Raw genomic sequence first — 16,407 nt, forward strand, 5'->3', positions numbered from 1 at the left:
CTTAGTTGAGCGAGACAAGAAAGATCCAGTAAAGTGAATAAAGTTATATCAATCTCACTCAAATTTTTCCCTTACTTCCTTCAGCATCTTCCTTATTTTGATATTCTGCGGACAGACTTCCTCGCATTCCCCGCATTCAATACAATTTCCAGCTTTTTCTTCCGGCAGCAGAAGAACCCCATACTGGAACTTTGCATTCTCCATGTCGTCAAGCATGAAAACATCATTTAAGTAACTGAGATTCCGCGGGATATTCACTCCTGATGGACAGGGCATACAGTACTTGCAGTTTGTGCAGTTGACTTTTATCCTGGACCTGTAAATTTCACTCACTTCAGATATCAGGCTTTTTTCCTCGGCTGAAAGGGAATTGGGCTGCCCCTGTTCTGCAATTCTCAGGTTTTCTTTCAGGTGCTCCATTTCTGACATCCCGCTCAGGACAACACTGATTTCGGGATAGTCCCAGAGGTAGCGGAAAGCCCATTCTGCCGGGGTTCTTTTAACTTCAGCTATGTCCCACACCTTCTTTGCTTCTTCCGGGACTTTTGATGCCAGGTTTCCTCCGCGCAGGGGTTCCATGATAACGACGGCAAGACCTTTTTCAGCCGCGTATTTCAGACCCTCTATTCCCGCCTGGAAGTTTTCGTCCAGATAATTGAACTGGATCTGGCAGAGGTCCCACGGGTAAGCGTCAACGACTTCCTTGAAAACGTCAGGTTCGTCGTGGAAGGAAAAACCCGTGTATTTGATCTTTCCGGCTGCGCGGGCTCTTTCAAGGAAGTCTATAACTCCAAATTTCTTCATTTTTTCCCAGTAACTCTGTTTAACGGCGTGCAGGAGATAGAAGTCTATGCAGTCCGTCCGGAGCTTTTCAAGCTGCTCGTTTAAGAAGCGGTCCATGTCTTCTTTGCAGTTTACTCGCTTGCAGGAAAGTTTTGTTGCCAGATGGACTTTTTCCCGGTAGCCGTCCTTCAGGGCTTTTCCGAGGAAAACTTCATTCATCCCGCTGTGATACGAATAAGCCGAGTCAATGTAATTAACCCCGTGGTCAATAGCATAACGAACGAGACGGATTGCTTTTTTTTCGTCTATACTTTCAGGGTTTCCGTCAATAACAGGAAGCCTCATACAGCCGTAGCCGAGAATGGAGACCATCTCACCTGTTTTTCCCAGTTTGCGGTATAGCATGTTTTTTCCTCAATAATTTTGCTGCATTTTTTGCCTGCATTATACATTTTTTGCCTGCATTATAAGGGGTAGGGGGGCTATAGCTTTACTGCCCGAGTCCCGCCTCGGGAGGGCGGTGTCCTTTTCGCTCGCTTTGCTCACTCAAGAGGACTAATTTTTGGTTCTATTGTAAAACTTAACTCAAGAGGACTAATTTTTGGTTTTATTGTAAAACTTAACTCAAGAGGATTAATTTCTGATTTACTATAAGGCCGATTTCAGGAGGACTGTTTATGAATTATATAAGCAAATTGAACTGAAGAGGCTGATTAGGGATTATGTTTAGAGATACTGTTATATTCGATCCTTTCCTATGACATATCGATTATTATGGGGAAGAATATCCAAGAAATTAAAGATGTGAAGGGCTTCTTGCCCAGGTCTGTTGCGTACGCTGAGAGGCTGAATGAAGATTTTGGCGAAGGACTTGCAGGTTTTTATAAGTCCGTCTGGGCTGAAAGAGAAGGCGGCCTCTCCATGAAAAATAAACATCTGATGGTTTTTGCCGTCGCCTGCTCCAACAATAACGTGGAGAGCGCAGTAAAGATCATGGAAAGGCTTCACAAATTCGGAGCCACAAGAGCTGAAATTGTGGATACTATGATGATTGCAGCCTGGACTGGCGGCATTCAGAATTTCACGGATTTCAGTGCAGCAATATTGAAGGAAATGGAGAAGCTGGGCTATTAAAATCCCGTTTCTCTCTTATTTTTTAGATAACTTTTAAATCAGTCTTCTTTATGGAAAAGCGTAAAATCCTTAGGTCTTTAGTTTAGTAGATATAATCGTCAACTTACTTACATTCTACCATTATTGATTCTGCAAACTTATTTCTATTTTTTAATTAATTCTTTCTCGTAATACTTAATTTCATTTTATTGTATTTCAGTTTTGAAACCAGGCTCAAGTTCTGTACCAACTCTTTAATACTGTTTGCACCTAATAAAATATGTAAGACAGCACTCGGAGACTACTGAATGTACTGCGCAACTGAAGGAATGAGCAGGATCTGTAATCCGGTCCTTTATCGAGAAGTCCAGAAAATGGACCAGCTGTGGATCAGGATTGCAGTCGGGATTCCGGTAGTAATCTCATGGTATGGTGCTTACCAGCAGCTCATTCTCAGAAAACCTTTCGGGAACAATCCTGCCCCTGACTGGATGATGCTTGTTTTGCTGGTGGTCTTCGGAGCCATTTTTCCTCTTTTTTTCCATTCCCTTAAAATGAGTACCGAGGTCAGGAAAGAGGGGCTGTATGTCTGTTTTCATCCTTTCCATTTTTCTTTCAGGACCTTTCCGATCAAAACTATCAGGAGTTGTGAAGTAATTACTTATAATCCTATAAGGGACTATGGGGGCTGGGGCATACGTTACGGGCTAAAAGGAACGGCGTATAATGTAAAAGGAAACAGGGGTGTTCTTTTTGAATTTTCGGAAGGGAACAAAGCGAAAAGGCTGATGATTGGATCCCAGACCCCGGAAAAGCTCTCAGAAGCTGTTAACAGGGCAATTAAAATGCAGAATTGAAGACCATCCTGCAGTATTGAAGATCATCCTTGTTTCAGTTTTTATTTTCAAAAATTTTGTAGCCTGGGAAATTGAATATTTATCTAAAAGTCCGTCTTTATTTCGACACAGGGAACCCCTGTATTCATAATTTTTTCGGTAACGTTATTTGCTTTACTTTATTTTCGTATAACATTTTTCTAATTTTTAATACTTTAGTCAACTTCCCCTTTATGATCTTGTTATTTAAATTAAAATTAATATAGTATTTTCATTTTTTTTCGGAAGATTTATCTACTCAGTTCTGATAGAGAAAAATAGAAGGATTTCAGCTAACAGACCTGCCATATTAAAATTTTTTCAGCATCATACGCTTACTATTCATCATTTTCTTTAAAGGGCAGTATTTAAATCATACAGGTATGCAGTATTCAATGAGAAGTCAGTGAGGGAAGAATAATGTGCCTGTTTCGTGATAAAAAGAAAATTTACTACGTAAATATTGTAAATATGTATTGGTCAGAGTGCACACCTCGATCATTTAAATGGGAGAGATTATAACGGAACACCCTGAAACAGGTTTAATCTTTCGAGAAGTACAGGATTTGCATAATAATGTTGTTCTGATCTCTGTCCTTTATCCTGCCATTCTTTTATGGTACATCGAGATCCACAGCCTCGTTTTTGGAAAACCTGCAGGGGTTCAGAACATTCCTGATTTTTATTTGCTGGCACTATGGTTCGTTTTCGGAGTATTCTTTCCTCTCCTGTTCTACAGCACCAAACATATAACAGAGGTTCGAAAGGATGGAATCTATATCCGGCTGGTTCCTCTGAATCCTTCATTTAAGAAAATCCCTATTTATATTGTTGAAGAATGTAAAATTCAGGCATATGAGCCTTTTACAGGGAAAGATTATGTGGACAGGCCCCCCTCCAGAAGGGCAAATTTCGTTGTCATCCTGAAACTCATAACCGGGAAAAGGGTTGTGATCAGTTCAAGAAATCCGAAAGAACTGCACCAGGCAATCATGTCTGCTGTAGCTAACTTCTAATTCTAGCTTTTAATTCTAGCTTTAATTCTAGCTTTTAATTCTAACTTCTAATTCTAACTTCTAATTCTAACTTCTAATTCTAACTTCTAATTCTAACTCTTTAATTAATTTGTAAGTCCTTATAACCTCTTCTGGATTGCCTCAGGATTTTTGTCTCAGGGTATATATACTGCCGGCGTAATATTTATTCTGGATCAGGGAAGGAAATAAATTGGAACCTTTAAGGCAAAAAGCATTTTTTCGAGATAGATACGTGCTTTATAATACCTGCAAGGAGGAAAACATATAGGTGCGGGCACTGGAGCTGGCAGGAAGAGGAGATTTTCCGGCGAAGGGACAGAATTTTTTTACAGAGAGCATGCAGGGAAACCTGTAATAGAACTCGAACTCAAAAGCCTGTTACAGCTTTTTGATTCTTTTGACCCTGCTCCTTTCAGAGAAAAAGACCTCGACCCTGAAGCAGAAGAGTACATCTACAATGCCGTTGATGAATTTTCTCTCAAAAAACCTCTTGAAATCATGATATATCTCCCGTCTGCAGGGATAACTCCGGAAATCGAAAACGACCTTAAAGAAGCCATAAAAAACCATTTTTCCTACAAAAAACTCCTTACCGAAATTGAATTAAAAAGGCTTCTTCATCAGGGAAGAAGAAACCTCATAATAGCCCTTACTTTCCTGTTTCTCTGCTTGCTTGCTATCAGGCTGCTTGCGACCTTTGAAGAAAGCCTTGTGAACACTCTTTTTTCCGAAGGGCTACTTATTATTGGCTGGGTTGCCATGTGGGAACCGGTACATATTTTTCTTTACGGATGGTGGCCAATCGTCCACAAACGCAACATTTACGAAAAAATCATACATATGGAGGTGTACATAGGATTCAGGCCTTCGGCAGGGAAATAAACTTCAGGGCACCTTTTTAAGCCTGATAAAGCCTGATGGTTCACTACCCGAAATACGAAACTAAAGCCTTATATAGAATATGACAACAGTTTACTTGACAACAGTTTAAATTATATCAATATGAATGTAAAAAGGCTGCAGCCGGTGGATGAGAAATGGATTGGGGATTGGATATTTTCCCGAAAGGCACAGATAATCTTTACAGGAAACTGAATGGAAAACTCATGATAGAACTTGAGCTTCACACTGCAATGCAGCTTTTCAATTCCTTTGACCCTGCTCCTTTTCACGAAAAAGAACTTGATCGGGAAGCGGAAGAGTATATTTATAATACGGTTGGGGAATTCCCTTTAAAAAAACCTCTGGGGATCTTTATATACCTTCCTCCTTCCGAAGCTGATGGAGAAACGGAGCATATCCTCAAAGAAGCGATCAGAAACCATTTTTCTTACAAAAAACTTCTCACGGAGATAGAACTTAAAAAACTTCTCCAGCGGGGAAGGAGAAATATGACAATCGCAACCCTCTTCCTTTTTCTCTGCCTGCTTGTAATCCGGCTTCTATCAACTCTTGAAGAAGGCCTGGTACATACCATGCTTTCTGAAGGTTTTACCATTATCGGCTGGGTTGCTATGTGGGAGCCTATTAACGTTTTCCTTTACGGCTGGTGGCCTGTCGTGCAAAAAAGGAACATTTACAGGAAAATTCTCAGCATGGACGTAAATATCATAGCTGGCTCCCCAAGCAAAGTAAAGCTGTCCGACTCCCGTTTCTCAGCGAAAAAAATCAAGCTGAGGGCTGATGACCCGGAATTTTTCCAGTAGCCTTTCATTCGGATATCCGGGCATCCACAACCACATGCAGGACTCCAGGAGCATACTTCTTAATCTTTCGGGTTTCGAGAACCTCTACTTTTTTTCCCAGTAATTCGGCAGCTTTTTTTACCCTTTCTTCTGGTCTTGTCATTGCAAGGTTTTCAGGCACCGTTTCATGGTAATGAAGAATTCCCCCGTTTTCTTTCAGAGTTTTTATAGCCTGTCCCAGGTAATGGTGGGTTGTTCCCACATATCCCATAATTACCCTATCTGCCTCGCCTTCTGGAGCAGCCTGAGAGCAGTCTCCGAGAACCGGGAGAATAATATCTTCCACACGGTTCAGCCTGATATTTTCTTTCAGGTAGGCAAAGGACTCAGGATTTATTTCGATCGAGATGATTTTTTTCGGCTTTGCATGGACAGCCATGGGAATTGAAAAATACCCTATCCCTGCAAACATGTCCACAACAGTTTCACCTGTTCCGAGGAGACTCATCCTTTTTCTCTCTTCCAGGTTGCCTTTAGAGTACATAACTTTTGTTACTTCCTGCTTGAAAAAGCAGCCATGTTCCTTGTGTATGGTTTCGGTATCGCTGCCGAGAAGAAGCTCTCTTTCTGGCTGACGGAACTGTCCTCCGATTCCTAAATCTCTGACAACACTTTTGCATTTAGGATACATGGAAAGCAGGGCTTCTGCAATCAGAATTTTCTTATTTTCTAGGTTTTCCGGGATGCTGACGATGACGATGTCTCCTAAAATATGCCAGCCTGAAGGGACCTGAGCAAGTTCTGTTTCTGAGAGAGAACCTTTAAGGCATTCTTTGAGGGATGCTGGAATTTCCAGAAAATCTGGGTCTTCCTGCTCAATTATAGGAAATCCTCCAACTGTTTCATCTGCATCCTCAGTTACGGGGATTTCGAGAAAAGTGCCTTTTTCTGTCCTGACTCTCTGGATTTTCCTTGCAGTATCCAGAAATTTACCAGCAATTGCTTTTTCCCTGATTTCTTCTCCTTTTTCAGGTGGGACCCGGACTGCTCTATACATTGGAGTGATGGATAGTGCGCATGGAATTAATGTTTTTTGTTGGAGCCTTCTGTGATCAGGCCAGAATTTCAGGATGAAAAAAGGACATATTGAGAAAGAAAATTAAGATATGTGGCACATATTCCGGGACTCAATGAGAGGCAAACCAGAGATGTCGAGAAATTAAAGGAAATTGACTCTGAATCTGAAATCTATGAGATTCCAGGCTAAAAATTCCTCAATTCATCAAAGGTACCCTTTTGAGACCTTCAACTGAAAGCCCTTAAGATATAGCAATAAGATTTCTGGAAGATTGCAGGGATCTTCTGAAAATGCGGCTCGGAATTGATGAAAATCTGGAACTTTCCAATGCAGAGACCGATTTTTTCGGGAAGCCAGATATGCCCTCCTGAACGCCTGCCGCCAGCTGTATGGAGAAAAAGGGCTCGAATATGCTGCAATAAAAAAACGCCTGGGCTGTGGTTGGCCTTGGAAAGCCGGTAGATGACACTGAAGGCCTTTTTATTCTCTAAAAGGATTTTTCCAGGTATTCTGATCCCGGATGTCTACCCTGAAGGAGTCCTGAGTTCCATTTGTGTTGATGAAGAAGGGCTCATAAAAAATATCCGCGTCAGCGTAAACATTGAACACTCCTAACGTTGAACACTCCTAACATTGAACATTCCTATCTCAGGGATTTCAGGGTCGTACTGTTTACTCCTTCGGGAAAAATATATAATTTTCTCAGTTTTTTCTCTCTGCGCAGCACCTGGACAGAACCGGTATTTCAGCTAAAAAAACAGGTCATAAGTCAGTACCGCGGCTAAGGAAAATAAATAAAAAATCTGGTGGCCTGTTTTAAATTAAAATACTTTAATATTTTCTTCAGACCACCCGGGCTGATTTATGGCAAGGAATTTCAGAGTGGAATTTCCTGTATTGAATGTGGTTTGAACGGCTCCTGCAGGTATGTAGATTAGCTGGTCCTGGCACATTTCGACCGGGAGCCCGTCAATATACAGGATGCCTTCTCCTTCAAGGATATAATGGACTTCGGGGTTTTTCATCAGGTGGGGAGCAATATTTTCTCCGGGCTTGACAATCGAATGAGCTATGCTGTAATCAAGGTCAAGGTTCTGGCCGGGATTTTCAGGGTTCAGCAGCTCCACAGCATGAATATTTCCCGGCTCCTCAAGATACTTGCAGTCGCTGAGGTTTCTGCACATTATATGATCGTCCACATAAAAACTTGAACCCACGATGTAAGACTGCCCTCCGAAGGTAGATTTTTTTACGAAAGTAAGTTTGCGGTAAGTCTCGGAGATGCCCGGATCCTGCCAGTTATAATCTATCCAGCCTTCTCCGTTTTCACTCTGGGCTGCTTTTATAAAGAGTTCACCTATGGGTTTTCCGTCTGAATCAAGAAGCCCTTTCATGTCCTTTCCTTCACTATCCTTATCCTGAGGACAGACCAGCTGAGTCCCGTTTATAGTCCAGACAAAAACACAGAAGTCATCATTGTACCAGGGGGACTCTTCCTCTCTGAATGAAGCAAAAAGTTCTTCTCCCCGTGCGTCAAGGAGCCGGACTGTAGCCCTGACTTTATTTTCTATGTCCCTCCTTTCAGTTGCCATCTTACTCTCACCCTGTGCAAGGATAAAAGAGTCCGGAGGTGCAGGTTTCATAACAGCCGGTTCCGAACTTGTATTCTCTTCTGAGGCATGATCTTTTCCTGCTATTTCTCCTGTCACCCCTGCAGCAGATGCACTTACATTTTCATTTTCCGGCTCATCAGCAATTGCTTTCCTGTCGTCGTGAGCCCCACAGGTAAGTATGCCCAGAAAAATGGCAACTGCAAGCATTCCACATATAATCTTTATTAAATCCATATGACTTCCCTATTTTTTAGATTTCTATTCAATATTGAAGAACCCTTAAGAGCCTTTATCAGAATTTTGAAAAGCTTTCGTCAGATCTTCTTTTATATATAGTCATAATAATTATCATAGGTATTATTTTATTTTTTCACTATGTTGTTTGGAAATTGTTTGAAGGAACCCTGTTTACTAAATCCCGGATAATTTTAAAGGGATAATTTTTAAGGGATAATTTTAAAGGGATAATTTTTAAGGGATAATTTTTAAGGGATCTGAATTTTTCATGACTTTAGCTTGCAAATCAATAATTTCTTTATAACTTCACAATTCTTTTAAACTCTGGTTCTTTTAATCTCTCTACATTATGTTCAAGCCTTAATAACTTTATATCGATTTTATCCGAAAATTCTGGAACGCAGGACTAAGCAAAGAAAAAACAAAAGATGTAATAAGATCTAAATAAATATAAAAAATGGAAAAGATGCAAACAGGTGTAAAAATAAAAAACAGGTTAATAAGACTCAGTTCCAAAATCTAGTGATTTCTACATTTTTTGATTGAAATCTTGAATTCCCCTGCAGAATTCAATTTTCGATCAAACTCAATATTCAAGCTCTTCTGGCACAGGTCAATATGTCATGCTCAAAGAATTGTGCCATATTCAAAATCTAGTGATTTTTGATTTTTATGGTTATCACTAGATTTTGGCATTGTGTCGTTAATAAGCGTAAAAAATGAAAGGTAAGTAAATAAACGAAAAATGAAAAACAGTTAATAAATGTAAAAAAATGAAAAATATTTAAAAAGGGGTAAAAATGCCGGAACACTATAACCTTATTTCCTGGAACGTAAACGGCCTCCGGGCTGCTGTCAAAAAAGGCTTCCTTGACCTTTTGCTCGAGCACCGGTTTGATATTGTATGCGTTCAGGAGACAAAAGCTTCTCAGGATAAGCTTCCTAGAGAAGTTAAGAACATCCAGGGCTACTATAATTATTTTGTTTCCGCAGAGCAGAACGGTTACAGCGGGGTCGGAACTTTTTCAAAGAATAAACCCCTCAAGCTCGAAAAAGGTATGGGAATCGAGGTATTTGACAGGGAAGGCCGCTTTCTGAGGACCGACTACAAAGATTTCGTCCTGCTTAACATCTACTTCCCGAATGGCAAAGCTTCTCAGGAACGCCTTGGATATAAAATGGCTTTTTATGAAGCTTTTCTGGACTATGCAAACGCCCTTAAATCCGAAGGTAAAAAGCTTGTAATCTGTGGGGACGTGAATACAGCCCACAAAGAAATTGACCTTGCCCGCCCGAAACAAAACGAAATGATTTCAGGATTTCTCCCCGAAGAGCGGGCATGGATGGATAAATTCCTTGCAGCCGGATACCTTGATACCTTCCGCATGTTCAACCCTGAAGGCGGTAACTATTCCTGGTGGTCAATGAGAACCGGCGCACGCAGCAGAAACGTCGGCTGGCGCCTGGATTATTTTTTTGTCAGCGATAATCTCAGAGAAAACGTGAAATCTGCCTCTATTTACCCTGAAATTATGGGTTCGGACCACTGTCCTGTAGGGCTGGAACTGGAGTTTTAAGTTAAATCTATTTTAATCTTTATTTTTAAGGGTTTATCATTTTTTACTCGGGTTGCAGAACTTATGCCTGATTAAAATTTGTGCTTGATTAAAACTTATACTTTATCTGGACTGGTGTTTTTTCAGGATTTATGCCTGACTTATAAATCCTGATTGAGCATCCTTTTTAATTCCGCAATATTTCCCAGGATTTTTCCTTCGAGTTCCTCTATTTTTTCAATGATAATCTCGGGCTTTTCGTACCTGATTTCTTCATACTCGATTTCTTTGTACCTGGAAATCGAAAGATCGTAATTATTAGCTTTAATTTCTTCGGCTGGCACGTAAAAGCATTTTCCTTTTCTATCGGTCGGGTTTTCTTCTCTACGGTTTCTGAACCTTTCGATGATATCCGGGATATCTCCTTTTCTGTCCAGTGGAGTTCGTTTATCATCCAGGGAATAGCCGTCGGCTTCCATATCATAGAACCAGACTTTTTCCGTATTCCCGCCTTTTGTAAAGATGAGCACTGCAGTTGAGACTCCTGCATACGGCTTGAATACGCCCGAAGGCATGGAAACTATTCCTTCGAGCTGACATTTTTCGAGCAGGAGCTTTCGGAGGTCCCTGTGAGCATTCGAGCTTCCAAAGAGCACGCCGTCGGGACATCATCCTGGCACTCGAAAAACCTGAAGGTGTCCCTGTCAACCATATCTGCCGGCGTTGCAGTCAACCCTATCTGGATTGCGTCAAGATAGGTAAAAATTCCTTTCCACTTCGAGTATATTGACCTGTGGGCTTCGTCCGAAAAGATCAGGTCAAAAGCTCCGGGAGAAATCCTGTATTTTCCGTTTCTGTCTTTCTGGTTGTAAATCTCCTGAAAAGTCTGAATCGTGGAAACGTAAAGCCTGCAATTGGAATTGTAGTTTCCTGAATGGATAATTTCTTTTGTTTCCTCAGGGAAATATCGCAGGTATCCCTTTTCATAAGCCTGTTTTCGAAGAGCTTTTCTGTCTGTCAAAAATAGAACTCTCTGAACCCTGCTTTCCCGCATGAGCTGGTCGATAATAGCCATTGCAACTCTGGTTTTTCCAGTTCCGGTTGCCATCACAATCAGAGCTTTCCTGTGCCCTTTGTGTATATGTTCGACAACCCTTGTCGCAACCTCTACGCTTTTTGCCCTGTCAACAATGTTTCCGTCAATGTCGATTTCAGTTTCCCGCTCCGAATATTTTCGCTGGTAGAGAAGCCTTTCAAGATCTTCTGGGGAATAAAACCCTTTTATCTGGCGGGGTCCGTAGCGTTCCCTGTCCCATAACCATATCTGGTAACCGTTTGAAAGAAAAATAAAAACTTCTTCCCCTGTCTGTGTCTTTATATCATCGGCATACTCTTCAGCCTGCTTCTGTCCCAGAATAGGGTCTTTAGTTGTTCGTTTGGCTTCAATAATGGCAAGCGGTTTTCCGGTACTGTCCAGAAGCAGATAGTCCGCATACTTGCTTTCAGCATCATTTCTGCGGGTTTCGTTGACCTGTCTGTAATCCTGCTTTTTAATATCAGATTGTATTGTATCGACTTCGAGGACAACCTTCGACCTGTCACCAACGTCCCAGCCATGCTCCTTAAGTAAAACGTCTATTTTCATTTTCCTTGTCAGGAACTCGTTCAGGTCGAGCATCTTCACCCTCGAAGTTATGTTACGAAAGATCTTTTATCAAAATTATATCCCCCTATATAAATAGATTAGGAATTATATCAAGATGTTCGGTAATAAATATTCAAACATTTAGATTGTTTTTATTCTTTTTTTAAACGCACAATTTTTAAAAACACTGGTATCTGGAAGTTATTTGCTGGAGCAGATCAGTTCTTCCCTGAAAGAAAAATAAAGTTGAGAATGAAAAATGTTCTTGAATGATAAAAGAAAAGTTGGAAGATATATTCCACCAGATCAGGGGCGTGATTATTTTTCAGCAGCACAGATTTTTACTGCAGACACCGGGACAGAAACATTTAACGCTATTCATAGCCTCTTTCCTTCAAGGTCATAAATCATTATGTCAAAGCAGGCTGAAGCCGGGTGGCAAGCTGGCCCGCCCAGTCTCGGATTTCTATCCAGTCCCGGATGTCGCTTGCCGGCATATTGTGTATGGGGCTTGCAGGCAGTCTGGCAAGTAAGCTGTCAGGAAAACGCAGATTTTTCGGATCGAACTTACCTCCAAATATTTTTGTGTCAACTGGTCTGAACCAGGGAAACTTTCCCAGATCTTTATCCAAATTTGAACGTGCTTCTTTCCACTCCTCTTCCTCATTACTCAACGGTCCGAGTACAAAAATTGCAACCGGCAGTTTTTTGAGCGCTTCGTGGTGCTTCGAAAGAAAACCTGCTGCATCTTTATGCAGGTGGGTTACATAAATTGGTGCACCAAGCACGACAGCAGAATATTCCTCAAGAGAATGCACTTTTTTCGCGTGCTCAAGGTCTACTGTAAGGCCATTTTCCTGCAAGATCTTTGTGATCGACTCAGCTACTTCCTTTGTTGAACCGTATTTCGAAGCATAAGCCACAAGAGTTCTGGTTTCCATCCTAACTAATTCCCCCTATAACTGTTATTTTCATTCCTGTTACTTGTCATCTTCGGACACAGTTCTCGTTAAATGTCGCTCTGATATTCCCGGGTTTCCTTCAACAGGTATACTCTGTCAGGATTACCCGTATTCCTTAATTCCTTAATATTTATAGATAGAAAAAGTTTTAAGTCGTATAATTTATTCTTAATTTTTTTATTTTATTCACATGAAGTTTATGTGGATTTGACTCTTTAACTCTTAAGTATTAATGAGGACATTCATTTTCAAAAACGACTTCTTTATGCTTTTCCAGGCTATAAATGTGGAATTTTAAACATACCTGTTCAATGAATTTCAGGATAGTTAATCTCTTAATTTTTGCTTTCAGGGTTCTAACAATCTATCTAAAGATTTAAGCCCTTATCACAGACTTCTATGAGGTACAAAAGTGTATAAAACAGGTTTAAGCGCTATGAAATACATGCAAAGGGTATTTATCTCATTAAGATTATAATATGATTAATTTAATCTACAGAATAAAGTAATTAATTTAATTTTTGTAGATATAAATATTAAAAAATATTTTGGAGGAATATCGTGGGACTTATTGGCGAGTTTAAGGAATTTCTTTATGAGTACAAAGTAATTCCCCTGGCAATTGCTTTGATTATGGGTATCGCATCGACGGCTTTTATAAAATCCTTTGTGGACAACATTATTATGCCGATCATAACACCTTTTATCCCCGGAGGGGCCTGGAGGACAGCAACGATTGATATCGGTCCGATAGTACTGGGCTGGGGTGCTTTTCTCGGAGAACTGATAAACTTCATAATTATTGCATTTGTGGTCTTTATTATCGCCAAAAAAGTGCTGAAAGAAGAAAAAGTTGAGAAAAGATAATAGGAAATCACAATTTTTTCTATTACTTTTTGCTCATCATTTTTCTTTTTAATTTTTAAACTTTTTTTATTCTTTTATTCTTTTATCCATTGTTTATTTCGTCCCTGTCTGCAGTTTAATATTTCAGGCTCAGGTCTTTTTGTCATTTCCGGGATCCCTGTGAGGATGACCATCAGCCTTACTGAAGAAGAACACGGACCTGTGTTTATACAGGACTTCCTCAGGGAAAAAACTCATTTTTTAAGATCAGATATGTTAGATAATTATTCAAGGGTATGACTCTGGTAGATATAACATGAAAACAAAATAATGTACGGTTAATGTACGGTTCCGCAAACTAAGCTTCTTTAAGAAAGCACATTTTCTGAGGTGTAAAATGGCCGGTGGCATGGTATACATTTATACTGGGGAAGGGGAAGGAAAGACAACAAATGCACTCGGGCTGGCTCTCAGAGCGGTAGGACACGGATACAGTGCAGTAATTATCCAGTTCATGAAAGGTAGAAAGTACATAGGGGAATACAAAATTAAGGACAGGCTCGCACCGGAATACGAGATCCACCAGTTCGGAAGGGAAGAGTTCATAGATTTCAGGAACCCTGTGCCTCTGGATTATGAGCTGGCAGAAAAAGGACTCGAATTCGCAAAAGAAGCCCTCGGAAAGAAGCCCAGAATACTGGTGCTGGACGAGATAAACCTTGCAGCTCATTTTGGCATTGTGAAGACAGAAGATATCCTGAAATTGCTGGAAGACATCCCTGAAGAGACAACAGTCATTCTGACAGGTCGGAGAGCTCCAGAAGAACTGGTAGAAAGGGCAGACCTGGTGACTGAAATGAAATTTGTGAAGCATCCTTTTGAAAAAAAAGTCCCTGCAAAGGAAGGGCTTGAATATTGACACATTTTTTTAATATTTCCGGCTAATTTGCCACAATTTTTCCTGCAAATTTAATAATTCAGCTTTTTCTTTCCATAATTAGAGCCACTATTCTTTCTTCAGGCAGCGAGACACCGGGAGAGATCATCCTTTCTCTTTTACGCGATATCTTTTTGTAATATGTTTCAGTATATGACTTATACTTCTATATTCCAGCTTAAGTCTTAAAATCCATATTCCAGCTTAAGTCTTAAAATCCATATTCCAGCTTAAGCCTCAAAAGATCATTTGATGTGGAAAAGTTTCTAGCTCCTCACAACTCTTTTTAACGTGGTTACTATTATTTTCATGCAATTAAAAATTTCAATATAATATAATTATTTAATTATATCGAATTTTATAATAAAAATTATTTTTTTTAATCAATTATGATATATATCTCCAGCTCATTATAGATGTACAGATTAAGGGTAATAGGGTTTCCTCTTAATCTATGGGTTGGATCGAAGGTAGGGACCTGAGAATAGGGACTCAGCCCCTACCATCTACTTCTAAACTAAACTTCAGAAACATCACGTCTTTTTTATCTTTCTGGCTTAACCCGATACCATCTACCTGTACTTTTATTCGTGATTACATTGACTTTTGCATTTGAGCCTGCTTCAAAAAAGAGTTGAAATAAGCTCTGATTCCTGTTTTCTATGAATATAAATATTTATTTATATCTTCAATATTAATAATATATTATGTCTTCACTGGTTGGTAATGCTGAAGCCATCAGTCAACAGATCTCTCCAGATACAGCTTTTGGGTGCGTCCTTACCCTGGTACTTATTGGCCTTATTTTGCTTTTTCTTTTATTTTCCACTTTACGCCGTGATGTCTGGCACAGGCCGAGTGTATAACCTTTCTTCCGCACCTTTCTCTTTAAAGCAAATATAGCTCTGATTTTCCATGTTTTTATTCAGATTTACAGGAAGAAGGGTAAACCCCCAATTTTTAGCTTCATAGGACGTAGGCGTCAACTCCCAGGCATTTAACCGTTTCTCTGCCAGCTTGTCCGGGAGCTCTGCCCATAAAGCAGAAAGAAGTTGAAGAAATCAAATAAGCAGACAAAAAAAATCAAATAAGTAGATTAAAAATCAAATAAACAGACAAAAAGTGAAAGAAATTTAAGAACGCTACAAAGAGTATAAAAAACGCTACAAAGATTGAGCCAATCCCAAAACTCATCACTGCGGCTCTAAGTCCTGTATCCAAAATAATAAATCGAGTCTCTGATCATGAAAATCATTCGAAAAATTTTACTGGTGCGAGGTTTAATTTGGTTTTGGGATGAACTCAGTAATAAAAATAAGATTGTATACTATGCCAATTCATTCTCTTTTTACAGGTCAAGCCGCTCTCCTCTGTCGAGCGACAAAAAGGCCCGGTATCTCCAATCTCTAAACTTCAAATTAACCTCAATGAATCCATACCCACTTTAATAAATGTCAGTCCAAATATAATCTGGGCGATTCCAAGAGCATGGACTATAGACAGATAATATTTGCTGTTTATGAAATACTTTGACTTCTCCACAATCAATGCAACAATTATCTTTGACCCTACCAGGAGCAGATAAAAGCCCGCTATAAATAAAATTGTAGCCCAGACATGAACACTCAGGCTTTTAAAAATTAGTGGCCCTCCTATGGACAGCCAGAATACATATGGGTGAGGGTTTCCAAAATTAACAATAATCCCTTTTTTAAGGGCACCACTCTTTTCTGCACTTAATTCAATGCTTCCCTTTTTAATTTTAAGGGATTCGACTCCTGAATATATCAGGTATGAAGCCCCAGAAAAAGCAATAATTCCTATAAATAGATCAGAACTTGTAAGATGTGACAGAACAAAGAGTACAGCCAGAACTATTGGCAGGTCGGTAATTAAAGGAGAAACTGCGACCTTTATTCCGTCCCACTTGCCATGTTGCAGAGTTTCGGAAATGGTTACAGCCAGAAGAGGGCCTGGGGATGTTCCTGCAGCAAGCCCGAGAAACGCTCCAAAGCCGAAATATTCAATAAAATCAAGCAT

At 40.0% G+C, this 16,407-nt stretch carries 18 protein-coding genes; 10 read left to right on the plus strand and 8 right to left on the minus strand.

The features are described from left to right. Positions 1-54: 54 nt before the first annotated feature. Complete coding sequence (locus M886_RS11785) at positions 55-1,188, minus strand: aldo/keto reductase (RefSeq protein ID WP_011035054.1); 1,134 nt, start codon at positions 1,186-1,188, stop codon at positions 55-57. 369 nt (positions 1,189-1,557) lie between these two features. On the opposite strand from M886_RS11785, the gene M886_RS11790 reads away from it, so the two are divergent. The 5 genes from M886_RS11790 (at position 1,558) to M886_RS11810 (ending at position 5,514) form a co-directional block, all read left to right on the plus strand. Beyond that, complete coding sequence (locus M886_RS11790; RefSeq protein WP_011035053.1) at positions 1,558-1,917, plus strand: carboxymuconolactone decarboxylase family protein; 360 nt, start codon at positions 1,558-1,560, stop codon at positions 1,915-1,917. A gap of 287 nt (positions 1,918-2,204) precedes the next feature. Next, positions 2,205-2,753: a DUF6141 family protein gene (locus M886_RS11795; RefSeq protein WP_084685082.1), complete on the plus strand. Its 549-nt coding sequence runs from the start codon at positions 2,205-2,207 to the stop codon at positions 2,751-2,753. A gap of 524 nt (positions 2,754-3,277) precedes the next feature. Beyond that, the gene (locus tag M886_RS11800; protein ID WP_235203943.1) at positions 3,278-3,787 is read left to right on the plus strand and encodes a DUF6141 family protein; all 510 of its coding nucleotides are present in this window, start codon (positions 3,278-3,280) and stop codon (positions 3,785-3,787) included. A gap of 519 nt (positions 3,788-4,306) precedes the next feature. Then, positions 4,307-4,690, plus strand: coding sequence for a hypothetical protein (locus tag M886_RS11805; RefSeq protein ID WP_011035050.1), 384 nt, complete (start codon positions 4,307-4,309; stop codon positions 4,688-4,690). 155 nt (positions 4,691-4,845) lie between these two features. After that, positions 4,846-5,514: a hypothetical protein gene (locus M886_RS11810; protein ID WP_048051223.1), complete on the plus strand. Its 669-nt coding sequence runs from the start codon at positions 4,846-4,848 to the stop codon at positions 5,512-5,514. 4 nt (positions 5,515-5,518) lie between these two features. Here M886_RS11810 and M886_RS11815 read toward each other — a convergent pair whose 3' ends face one another. Then, entirely contained in the window at positions 5,519-6,550 is a 1,032-nt protein-coding gene (locus tag M886_RS11815) for a class I SAM-dependent methyltransferase (RefSeq protein WP_048051224.1), read from the minus strand. 248 nt (positions 6,551-6,798) lie between these two features. Next, the gene (locus M886_RS11820) at positions 6,799-6,990 is read right to left on the minus strand and encodes a hypothetical protein (RefSeq protein ID WP_048051225.1); all 192 of its coding nucleotides are present in this window, start codon (positions 6,988-6,990) and stop codon (positions 6,799-6,801) included. 43 nt (positions 6,991-7,033) lie between these two features. On the opposite strand from M886_RS11820, the gene M886_RS18690 reads away from it, so the two are divergent. Then, positions 7,034-7,186: a hypothetical protein gene (locus M886_RS18690; RefSeq protein ID WP_160173166.1), complete on the plus strand. Its 153-nt coding sequence runs from the start codon at positions 7,034-7,036 to the stop codon at positions 7,184-7,186. A 206-nt stretch (positions 7,187-7,392) separates the two neighbouring features. Here the strand turns inward: M886_RS18690 and M886_RS11825 are convergent, their stop codons facing one another. Then, a complete protein-coding gene (locus tag M886_RS11825) occupies positions 7,393-8,418 on the minus strand; it encodes a cache domain-containing protein (protein WP_048051226.1) in 1,026 nt (341 codons plus the stop codon). An 803-nt stretch (positions 8,419-9,221) separates the two neighbouring features. Between M886_RS11825 and M886_RS11830 the strand changes: the two genes are divergently transcribed. After that, complete coding sequence (locus M886_RS11830) at positions 9,222-9,998, plus strand: exodeoxyribonuclease III (protein WP_048051227.1); 777 nt, start codon at positions 9,222-9,224, stop codon at positions 9,996-9,998. A 140-nt stretch (positions 9,999-10,138) separates the two neighbouring features. Here the strand turns inward: M886_RS11830 and M886_RS18350 are convergent, their stop codons facing one another. From M886_RS18350 to M886_RS11845, 3 genes are all read right to left on the minus strand, one after another. Beyond that, positions 10,139-10,633: an N-6 DNA methylase gene (locus tag M886_RS18350; RefSeq protein WP_235203944.1), complete on the minus strand. Its 495-nt coding sequence runs from the start codon at positions 10,631-10,633 to the stop codon at positions 10,139-10,141. Continuing rightward, positions 10,558-11,655, minus strand: coding sequence for a DEAD/DEAH box helicase family protein (locus M886_RS18355; RefSeq protein ID WP_235203945.1), 1,098 nt, complete (start codon positions 11,653-11,655; stop codon positions 10,558-10,560). The genes M886_RS18350 and M886_RS18355 overlap by 76 nt, the downstream gene beginning before the upstream one ends. A gap of 377 nt (positions 11,656-12,032) precedes the next feature. Beyond that, complete coding sequence (locus tag M886_RS11845; protein WP_011035038.1) at positions 12,033-12,563, minus strand: flavodoxin domain-containing protein; 531 nt, start codon at positions 12,561-12,563, stop codon at positions 12,033-12,035. Positions 12,564-13,145: 582 nt separating this feature from the next. On the opposite strand from M886_RS11845, the gene M886_RS11850 reads away from it, so the two are divergent. From M886_RS11850 to M886_RS18695, 3 genes are all read left to right on the plus strand, one after another. Further along, the gene (locus M886_RS11850) at positions 13,146-13,451 is read left to right on the plus strand and encodes an MscL family protein (RefSeq protein ID WP_048037620.1); all 306 of its coding nucleotides are present in this window, start codon (positions 13,146-13,148) and stop codon (positions 13,449-13,451) included. Positions 13,452-13,827: 376 nt separating this feature from the next. Then, positions 13,828-14,349: a cob(I)yrinic acid a,c-diamide adenosyltransferase gene (locus M886_RS11855; RefSeq protein WP_015413084.1), complete on the plus strand. Its 522-nt coding sequence runs from the start codon at positions 13,828-13,830 to the stop codon at positions 14,347-14,349. Positions 14,350-15,074: 725 nt separating this feature from the next. Beyond that, positions 15,075-15,233, plus strand: a complete 159-nt coding sequence (locus tag M886_RS18695; RefSeq protein WP_155395360.1) for a hypothetical protein — start codon at positions 15,075-15,077, stop codon at positions 15,231-15,233. 547 nt (positions 15,234-15,780) lie between these two features. Here the strand turns inward: M886_RS18695 and M886_RS11860 are convergent. After that, the gene (locus M886_RS11860) at positions 15,781-16,407 is read right to left on the minus strand and encodes a LysE family transporter (RefSeq protein ID WP_048051229.1); all 627 of its coding nucleotides are present in this window, start codon (positions 16,405-16,407) and stop codon (positions 15,781-15,783) included.

This window comes from Methanosarcina soligelidi, from assembly GCF_000744315.1.
Classification (GTDB): Archaea; Halobacteriota; Methanosarcinia; order Methanosarcinales; family Methanosarcinaceae; genus Methanosarcina; species Methanosarcina mazei.